The sequence below is a fragment of the Rhodococcus globerulus genome, assembly GCF_019334125.1.
GTDB classification, from domain to species: Bacteria; Actinomycetota; Actinomycetes; order Mycobacteriales; family Mycobacteriaceae; genus Rhodococcus_F; species Rhodococcus_F globerula.
The window spans coordinates 209,725-218,678 of record NZ_CP079698.1; the positions used below are offsets into that span (position 1 = coordinate 209,725).

General features: G+C 60.9%; 10 protein-coding genes. 5 read left to right on the forward strand and 5 right to left on the reverse strand.

The features are described from left to right. Positions 1 to 180 precede the first annotated feature (180 nt). Positions 181 to 789 carry a TetR/AcrR family transcriptional regulator gene (locus KYT97_RS00920; protein ID WP_092808457.1) on the forward strand — a complete coding sequence of 203 codons (609 nt, stop codon included), beginning with the start codon at positions 181 to 183 and terminating at the stop codon, positions 787 to 789. On the opposite strand, the gene KYT97_RS00925 is transcribed toward KYT97_RS00920, so the two are convergent. Beyond that, positions 786 to 1,514, reverse strand: a complete 729-nt coding sequence (locus KYT97_RS00925) for an energy-coupling factor transporter transmembrane component T family protein (protein WP_092808456.1) — start codon at positions 1,512 to 1,514, stop codon at positions 786 to 788. The two genes, KYT97_RS00920 and KYT97_RS00925, sit on opposite strands and share 4 nt — an antisense overlap. Further along, the gene (locus tag KYT97_RS00930) at positions 1,511 to 3,544 is read right to left on the reverse strand and encodes an ABC transporter ATP-binding protein (RefSeq protein WP_219111595.1); all 2,034 of its coding nucleotides are present in this window, start codon (positions 3,542 to 3,544) and stop codon (positions 1,511 to 1,513) included. The genes KYT97_RS00925 and KYT97_RS00930 overlap by 4 nt, the downstream gene beginning before the upstream one ends. 103 nt (positions 3,545 to 3,647) lie before the next feature. Between KYT97_RS00930 and dapB the strand changes: the two genes are divergently transcribed. Continuing rightward, a complete protein-coding gene (gene dapB / locus KYT97_RS00935; protein WP_092808454.1) occupies positions 3,648 to 4,412 on the forward strand; it encodes a 4-hydroxy-tetrahydrodipicolinate reductase in 765 nt (254 codons plus the stop codon). 28 nt (positions 4,413 to 4,440) lie between these two features. Beyond that, positions 4,441 to 4,908, forward strand: coding sequence for a hypothetical protein (locus tag KYT97_RS00940; RefSeq protein ID WP_033234876.1), 468 nt, complete (start codon positions 4,441 to 4,443; stop codon positions 4,906 to 4,908). A 6-nt stretch (positions 4,909 to 4,914) separates the two neighbouring features. Here the strand turns inward: KYT97_RS00940 and KYT97_RS00945 are convergent, their stop codons facing one another. The 3 genes from KYT97_RS00945 to KYT97_RS00955 all read right to left on the reverse strand — a co-directional run bounded on the left by KYT97_RS00945 (position 4,915) and on the right by KYT97_RS00955 (position 7,850). Then, on the reverse strand, positions 4,915 to 5,583 hold the full coding sequence (locus KYT97_RS00945) for a thioredoxin-like domain-containing protein (protein ID WP_245005984.1): 669 nt from the start codon (positions 5,581 to 5,583) through the stop codon (positions 4,915 to 4,917). A 37-nt stretch (positions 5,584 to 5,620) separates the two neighbouring features. Beyond that, entirely contained in the window at positions 5,621 to 6,568 is a 948-nt protein-coding gene (locus tag KYT97_RS00950; RefSeq protein ID WP_245005985.1) for a hypothetical protein, read from the reverse strand. Between the two features lie 121 nt (positions 6,569 to 6,689). Next, entirely contained in the window at positions 6,690 to 7,850 is a 1,161-nt protein-coding gene (locus KYT97_RS00955; RefSeq protein ID WP_051730551.1) for an isochorismate synthase, read from the reverse strand. Positions 7,851 to 8,004: 154 nt separating this feature from the next. Between KYT97_RS00955 and KYT97_RS00960 the strand changes: the two genes are divergently transcribed. Both KYT97_RS00960 and KYT97_RS00965 read left to right on the forward strand, forming a co-directional pair. Continuing rightward, positions 8,005 to 8,235 carry a phosphopantetheine-binding protein gene (locus tag KYT97_RS00960; protein WP_219111596.1) on the forward strand — a complete coding sequence of 77 codons (231 nt, stop codon included), beginning with the start codon at positions 8,005 to 8,007 and terminating at the stop codon, positions 8,233 to 8,235. 40 nt (positions 8,236 to 8,275) lie between these two features. Further along, complete coding sequence (locus tag KYT97_RS00965) at positions 8,276 to 8,728, forward strand: flavodoxin family protein (RefSeq protein ID WP_095887796.1); 453 nt, start codon at positions 8,276 to 8,278, stop codon at positions 8,726 to 8,728. The last annotated feature ends 226 nt before the right edge of the window (positions 8,729 to 8,954 follow it).

Sequence of the window (8,954 nt, forward strand, 5' to 3'; positions counted from 1 at the left end):
AACCTCGTCTTTCCGGACGGTCGGGTAGGTGGCTGCCCGGATGCCCCGATAGCCACGCTCTGAATGTGACCATACACAGATTAGCGTTTGTGTATGGTCACAATTCCGTGATGCGCACAGAATTGGTGTCGACTGGCAGTGTTAGCCTGGGTTTCTCGATTCGAGTGAGGAATACAGGCAGTGGCGCGAAGACGTGGGTGGGGCGGAAATCCGCCAGTCGACGATGACGACGCAACTCGTCGAATCGTCACCGCGGCAGTCGATTTGATCGGGCGAACGGGCTCGGCAATCAGCATCGCCGATATCGCGGAGTCGCTGGGCGTGATCCGTCAGACGGTGTATCGGTACTTTCCCAACTCCGACGCCCTGATGCGCGCAGCGGCAATCGCATCGGTCGCCGGATTTCTAGATCGGCTCACTGCCCATGTGAGCGGCATCGAAGATCCCGTCGACGCGATGACCGAAGGCGTTGTCTACACACTGACCGAAGTCCGCAGAATCCCACATCTTGGCATCTTGCTGACGGGAACGTACTCGAACCTTCACCCCGACGGTCTCACATCGGATGAGGCTCAGGCCTTCGGAATCGCGATGATCAACCGATTCGACGTCGATTGGAAGAAGTACGGCTACGACGACGCTGCTCTTCGGGAACTCGTCGAATACGTGCTGCGCACGATGCAGTCGTTTTTCATATCCCCCGGTAATCCACCTCGGAGCGACGACGAACTACGGCAATACCTGCGCCGTTGGATGGGCGCTGGGATCACTGCACAACCACAGCCCTAGATCACGGTCAGTACGATCGCTCCGGCGCAGGAAAGAACGACAACGATGATCGCCAGCAGATCAGCTCGACGCGGACGCTTCGGATAGGCGGCGATCAATCCCGTTCCGCCGCGTGCGGAGATGGCTTCACCCATTTCGGCGGATCTCCGGATCGCCACCGACATCGTGGTAGTGATCAGATCGATAATCGTGTTGTCGGACGCGCTGTGCACCACGCCTTTCGGCCGGAGTCGGCGAGCCGCGGCCAGCGTGAGCATTTCCTCGATCAGGAGGGGGAGTGAGCGAATGCACAGCGCCGCGGCTGTTGCCCACTCGTCCACCGGGATTCGTAGGAACCGCAGCGGACGTCCGAGTGTCGCCAGTGCGGGTGCGACGTCGCTCATCGAGGTGGTCCAGGCCAACATCAGTGACGCGCACAGCAATATGATTCCGAAGGTGACTGCCCGAAGGTAGAGGTACACGGCGTCGAGACCGATCGGGAGATTGACCAGGGCGCCGCCCAGCAGTAGCAGCCATATCCACCATGGTGGGCGCGGGATTGCCGTCGGTGGAATGTGGCCGATCGCGGCAGTAATGACGAGCAGTCCGGTGATCACGGCAATGGACGGCCACGACGGCGCGATCACCATGACAAGGCTGATGAGAACCACGGCAATGATCTTCGTGCCGGCCCATAGTCGGTGGATCGGTGAGGTGGTGGGAACTTCGCGCAGGAGTGTGGTCATCGCCGGGTCTCTTCCAGTGTGACGGGACTTTCGGTCAGGACACCGTCAGCGAGATGAATTGTCCTGCTGCACACGCCATCCATGCCGTCGACGTCATGGGAAATCACGACCAGCGCGGTGCCGTTGCGCCTGATCCAGGTCAGGACATTCATGATGGCCGCTCGCCCGGGTGGGTCGAGGCCTGCGAGGGGTTCGTCGAGGATGAGCATCTGGGGCTGTCGGACGAGCAGACCGGCGAGCACCACTCTGCGCATCTGCCCGCCACTGAGTTGATCGATGCTGCGGCTGGCAATGCGACGATCAAGTCCGACAGCGTCGAGTGCCCAGGAAACCTGCGTCGACCCGATTTCGGGCCCACCGGCGGCCTCGATGTCTTCGGATACGGTTCGACGTTGCAGTTGCAGCCGCGAGTGTTGGAAGGTCAAGCCCACCGAACCCACCTGCCGGGCAATCGGTTTGCCGTCGAACAACGCCGTGCCCGACGTGGGTACCGTTAATCCGGCCATGATCCAGGCCAGTGTGGATTTTCCGGAGCCGTTGCCGCCCAGGACCAGTACGCCGTCACCTGAGCCGATGGTGAGATTGACGTCGGACAACGCGGTGCGCGACCACGGAGTCCGATTGTTGTAGGTGTGCGAGAGGTTCTTGATTTCGAGCAGGGCTTTGGTGCTGCGCGGCCAGTAGGTGGGAACCGTCGGCGCTCCGGTGCCGACCATCCAGCCCGGCTCATGTTCGATCTGCCGGCCGTTCTCGAGCTGGATAACCCGGTCTGCTTGGCGGGTGTCGGCCTGATGATGGGTGACAAGAACAACGGCCATATTGTGCCGACGGGGGAGAGCTGCCAGCAGTTCCACTAGTTCTTCTCGCCCGGTGCGATCGACCATCGCGGTGGCTTCGTCGGCGATGAGCAACGCGGGACGACGCGCGAGGGCAGCGGCGACAGCAAGGCGTTGCATCTCGCCACCCGAGAGTGACGACGTTTCACGCATCGCCATTCCACCCAGCCCGACTTCGGTCAAGAGCGCCTCGATGTCCGGAACATGCTCGGGTTGCAGGCCCCACACCACGTCGTCGGCGACGCGCGTTCCGAGGATCTGGCTTTCGGGTCGCTGCAAAACCACCGCCGTACCGTCGTGATGGCCGAGTCCCGCAGCGCCAGGTCGAACCAGCAGTCCGGTGGACGGTGCCCGGCCGGCGAGAAGGCGCGTCAAGGTCGATTTTCCGGAACCGTTGTGCCCGACGACGGTGACAAATTCGCCGCGGTCGATCGAGAAGTTGATGTCCGTCAACGCCGGCGACGTAGAACCCGGGTAGGTGAAGCCGACGTGTTCGAGCGTCAACGGCAACGGGTTGATCGACCGGTCGTCGGGCGTCGTGGCCAGCGGATCCACCGTGGGAAGTGCGGCCAACCGATCGAGAACTGCGCCGAGAACAAAGTAGGAGACGACGGTGCTGATGATGATGCCCAGCGTCGCGGACGCGGCGATCCAGAGCCACCAGTAATCGATGATGGCTCCGATACTGCTTTCGATCGCATCTGCGATCCCGATGAAGTACGGAAATCTTCTGAGAATTTCCGCGACGCCGCGAGCCGTGTTGTCGAGTGAATCCAACAACAGATTTCGTAGCGGCGAGAGAATGAGCAGCAGAACTATCGAGAACAGGGCCAGAATCGGCCCGACAACGAACGACGCCAGTAGCGCGGAAAAGAATCCGCGCCCCCGCCTTTTTACGTTGCCGATAATTCCGCCCAGTAGGGCGCACAGCGCAACGGCTGAGGCAGAACCGGAGCCGGCGGCAACAAACGCGACTGCGGTGGCTGCAACCCCGGAGGCGACCACAGCGCGGATTCTGAACCGCTGAGCAACGATGCCCATCGGAACAGCCGCAACAAGATGGAGAGCACTCGCCAGAGGAATAACTGTCGCGATGACTGAAAGAGCGACCGTGAATCCGGCCATCACGGCACCAGTCGCCACCTCGAGTGGACGCAAGTTGCCGGTTGGCTGAATTTCTGGGCGGTTGCTCACCAACTCCAGTGTGCCAGTCGTGACGAAACTCCTGTTGCACTGATGGTGAGCCCATCTGCCCGGTTGCGTAGGCTTTACCCCACAACAATGCATCGGACGGAGCGTGGAAGACGTGAGTGCAGCACCCATCAGGGTTGGGGTTCTGGGAGCCAAGGGCAAGGTCGGCCAGGCAATCTGCGCAGCAGTCGAGGCTGCCGCTGATCTGGAACTGGTTGCGCAGGTAGATACCGGCGATCCGATCGAGACGTTTGTCGACACCCGCACTCAGGTCGTGGTCGACTTCACACATCCCGACGTCGTGATGGGAAACCTGGAGTTTCTCGTAGCCAATCGCATTCACGCCGTGGTCGGCACCACAGGTTTCGACGAGAGTCGGCTGGCTGCGGTGCAGTCGTGGGTCGACGCCCAGCCCACCACAGGCGTCCTGATCGCCCCGAACTTCGCGATCGGTGCTGTGCTGTCTATGCGCTTCGCGGCTGCCGCAGCTCGGTTCTTCGATTCCGTCGAAGTTATCGAACTGCACCATCCCCACAAGGCTGACGCGCCGTCCGGCACCGCGTACCGCACTGCGGCGATGATCGCCGCGGCGCGCGCCGAAGCTGGTGTCGGTCCCAGTCCTGACGCCACGACCACTGAACTCGACGGTGCCCGCGGCGCCGATGTCGACGGTGTGCGCGTGCATTCGGTGCGCATGGCCGGGATGGTCGCGCACCAGGAGGTCATTCTGGGCACGCAGGGCGAGACGCTCACCATCCGTCACGATTCCATCGACCGAAACTCCTTTGCACCGGGCGTCCTGCTCGGCGTTCGCCAGATCGCGTCTCGCCCCGGCCTTACCGTCGGTATCGATTCGTTCCTGGATTTGTGAGCACTACGGGCCTGTGAGTACCAAGAACATGAACAACAAAACCACCCGCACGCTCATCTTGATCACGGCGATCTGTATTGCCTTGGCGGTGTACTTCGTGCTGCTGGGCCAACGCGGAATTCAGCTCATCCAAGACGGCGGCGGCGTGGCCATCGGCCTGGGAATCGGTGTGCTCATCCTGCCGTTCCTGGGACTGTGGCTGGTGATCGCAACATTGCGAGCGGGATTCACCCATCAGCGCCTGGCTCAGCAGATCCACGACGAAGGCTTGGCCGTCGACGCGTCGACGCTCCCGAAATTGCCGTCGGGCCGGATCGAGCGCGCTGCAGCCGACGAGTTGTTCGCGACGGTCAAAGTTGATTGGGAAGCTGATCCCGACAACTGGAAGCAGAACTTCCGTCTTGCCCGCGCCTACGACTACGCGGGTGACCGAAGCCGCGCCCGCGAAACCATGCGCCGGGCAGTGGAATTGGAACGACGCGAGCGCGGCAAGTAGACCCGTCTACTCCGGAACGGTGGTGGGGGACGCCGGATCCGGAGTGGTGGGGTCGAACGGCGGCGGGTTGTCCGGGTCGAAGCTCAACGGCGGAATCGAACACGTCGCTCCCACTTCGGGATACGTCGCGGGATTGAGTCGAAGCGCCGAGATGAACTGATCGATTCGGATGTCGGATGCTTGGTCGAGTTCGAGTTGATGTCCCCACGACTGCAACGAGATCGGCGCGTCGAGCGTTGGATACGGTGACATCAGCATATGGCTGTTTCCGCTGACCCTTCCAGCGAGGAGCTCGACGTCGCCGGCTGAAACAAGGTCAGGGTTGTACGTGATCCAGACCGCGCCGTGTTCGAGTGAATGAACGGCATTTTCGGTTCGGATCGCCTGTGGATACACAATTCCGGTGCATTTAGCCCATACCCCGTCGTGCCGCCCGCCGAACGGTGGTGAATGTGTGTATGCCACACGCTCATTGGGCTGGACGTGAAGTGCCGTTGGGTATTCGACATACACAACCCCGTCGATCGCTTCCGACGGATCAGGGTTGTCGGCGCTCGGAACAAACGCATCGGGGAGCGGCGCGCCATTGACTACGTGGGTGCAGCCCGCTGCCCCGAGGGCAACGGTGCATACCAGTGCAATGGCAGCGCCGCTCATCCGAATTCGTGTATTCACCCCGCGATGATAGCGGTCCCGCGGATTGACCCCGAGTCTACGAACCCGTTGAGCCCAGGGGTCCCGCCGAGCCTCCCGCCACGGCAAGGGCGGTTGCTCCGCGAAGGATGAGCAGTGGTGGCAGTGGCCCCGGGTAGGCCTCGGATCCGCTGATCAGATCTCCGTCGTTGTTGAATGTAATTGCCTCGCCCTGTGGTTCGTTCGGGAGCGGAACCCGAATCGCTCTGGTGGACAGGGCTTTGACTACGTCACCGTCGGGGGCGGAATACAGGTAGATATCGGTGTACGTGCGCAGAGCGACCACCGTGCCGTCGGTGCTGACTGCGCCGCCGGTGACGGCCATTTTTCCCGCTCCGTCGACCGGACCGCCGGGAGTTGTGGTCGGCGAGAATTGCAGGTGTCCGACCTTGTTCAGTTGTGTCGGGACAGTCGTGCTCAGGTCATGCACATTCTGATTACCCTCCGGTGCGTAGATATCGCTCGACCCGAGATAGTCCTTCGTCACGATGACGGGCAGCCCGTCATGCGAGATGAGCAAGGTCTCGGCGTCATGTGCGCCGTCGGGATAGGTCAGCACACGTGGTGTGGCAGCTTCCGCGCCCGACGGATCGAATCCGATCAGCGCCACGGACGTACGAACCTTGTTGTTGTCCCCGATGTCGGCAAGCCACAGAGTGCCGTCGGTAGTGCAGTCGAGATCTTCGACATCGTAGGTCTCAGTCCCCACCGGTATCCAGCGAGTGACGTGGCAGCCTGCGTCGAGTTCGGCAATCCGGTTGTCTGCCCCGCTGTCGCCGATGGCGTACATTCCGGTGGACGTATCCGCCAACCCGGACAGTTCGGTGAGGCCGGTGTCAGTCGGGGTGCACAACACCTCGAAGGTTGGAGATACCTGCTGCGCAGATACGGTTCCGAACTGAATCTCGGTGACGAGGATAGTCACTGCGCCGGCGACCATCGCAGCGTGGCGGGTTGAGGCGCGCATTCGATTCACAGGGAACCCTCCAGGCGAGAAGCCAGAGACGAATTAGGATGTATCGCCCAAAACGGTACTGAACGCCCGACCTGTTGGTGTCAAAATGAGTGCATCGACCGGTAGTGAGCCACTATTCGGCAAGATCTTCGGCAAGATCGAATGCGCTGAGAATCGTTCGGAACTTGGTACTGGTTTCACGCAATTCCGTATCGGGATCCGACGACGCGACGATTCCACCACCGGCATAGGCCTTCGCCGAGAGGCCGTCGGCCGCGATCTCGGCGCATCGGATGGCAACCATCCATTCGCCGTCGCCCGTCCGATCGCACCATCCGATGGCACCTGCGTAAAAGCCACGATCGTCCTCGGTCCCGGTGATGTGATCGCGAGCGGCATCGGTCGGTGTTCCGCAGATCGCCGGAGTGGGGTGCAGTGCAAGCGCGAGCTCCAGTGCCGTTGTGTTCGGGTCGGCCAGTACCCCTTCGATCTTGGTTCCGAGGTGCCAGAGTTGAGGCGTGCGGAGCAGTTCGGGAGTGCTTGGCGCTGAGAATGATCGGCACAGCGGTCCGAGAACCGCGCTGATCGAATCGACGACAAATTTGTGCTCGGACAAATCCTTGGTGGACGCCAGGAGTTCCTGGGCGTGTGCTTCGTCTTGCTTCGAATCAGGGTGTCGTGCAATCGAACCTGCGAGCGGGTGGCAGGTGACGATGTCCCCGCGGCGTTCGATCAGGACTTCCGGCGTTGAACCGACCAAAGCGCGCCCGCGGTATTTCCCGCCGGCGGGGGAGAGGTCTACGCAGAACCCGTTGTGCGAGTGATCGAGCGAGATCAATTTTCTCGTGAGTGCTGTGGGCGAGATCGGCGATTCGGTTGCGATCGCGAGCGTGCGTGCGAGAACAACCTTGTCCAGTTCGCCTGCCTGCAGTCGCGTGATCGCACCGCGAACGCGCCGGGTGTGCTCGAGAGGGCTTGGTTCGCATCCGGCAACTTTCGCGGAGGGAAGATTCACCGCACCGGAGTGATGTAGATCACCCCTCGTTCGAGTGAAACTCAGCGGCGCGGTGAGCGCGCACGGTGTTGAGGGAGCGAAGGGGAGGGCGCCCACAACCGAGTCGATCCGCCCTGTCTTGAGTCCCTCTACAGCGTCGAACGCCGAGTCGAATTCTTCCACCACTCCGGAGGTCTGAACCGAGGTCTGCCTGCGGGAGAGCAGGAAAACTGAATCCGCTCCGTTGTCAGATCGGTTGGTGTGCAACGGGTATTCGGCGACTTCGGCCAGTGCAAACATGGACGCCCTTCCAGATTGTCCGGAACTATTGCTATGTTGAGGCTAGCCTTAGTTGTGCGAGATTTGTGTGTCCAGTTTCAAGTTGGGTACCAACGTACCAATATGGTTAGGCTGGCCTAAAGTCATTCCGTATTCGTACTATACGAGGAGATCGATGAGCAGCACTGTGGACCGGGCCCGGATTGTGCGTGACGTTGCCGAAGTTCTGTCGATGAGGGCAGAACAACTCGGCGACGACACGGATCTGACCGATGAGGGCCTGGACTCGGTGCGGCTCATGATGCTGGTCGAACAGTGGCGCGCCGACGGAGCGGATGCAGATTTTGCCGAGTTGGCGGAAGAGCAGACCGTCAATGCATGGGTTGCGGTTCTCTGCTCGCGGTAAGCGGCCTTGCCTGCGGTAAGCGCGTCGTATTCTCGTGGACGTGAAGACTTTGTTGGTGGTTCACCATTCGCCCTCGCCCGCGACGCATGAATTGCTTGATGCCGTGCTGGCAGGCGCGCATGATCCAGAGATTGAGGGCGTCGAAATTATTGCTGTCCCGGCATTGGCAGCGACCGTGCCCGACGTACTCGGTGCTGACGGATATATTTTCGGAACCACCGCGAACTTCGGCTATATGTCCGGGGCATTGAAGTACTTTTTCGACACTACCTATTACCAATGCTTGGGTGCGGTGTCCGAGCGTCCATATGGGTTATGGGTGCACGGAAACAATGACACTGCCGGTGCTGTGTCGTCGGTGCGGGCACTGGCAACCGGTCTCGGTTTGGTTCCGGTGGCCGAGCCGCTCGAAGTGATTGTGCCCGTGGACAAAAACGTTCGTGAGCAGTGCTACGAATTGGGCGGAACCGTCGCTGCCACCGTGATGGGCTGACGCATTCCGTTTCGGGTTCGATCCCACATTTTGATACAGCAGCGGTGTTGTCGGAAATGAAGTAGTTGTTCTTTCAATAAGATTCGGTATTTCACCTGCGGTAATTGTCGGAAAGCGTCGACCTGGCAGTGGTCGCGAAAATTGCCCTGAGTGAGTCTTCCACTTTGCCGCATATTTAGTTTAGGCTGCCCAAAATGAGGTTAGGCCACCCTTGCGTGGCACGTCC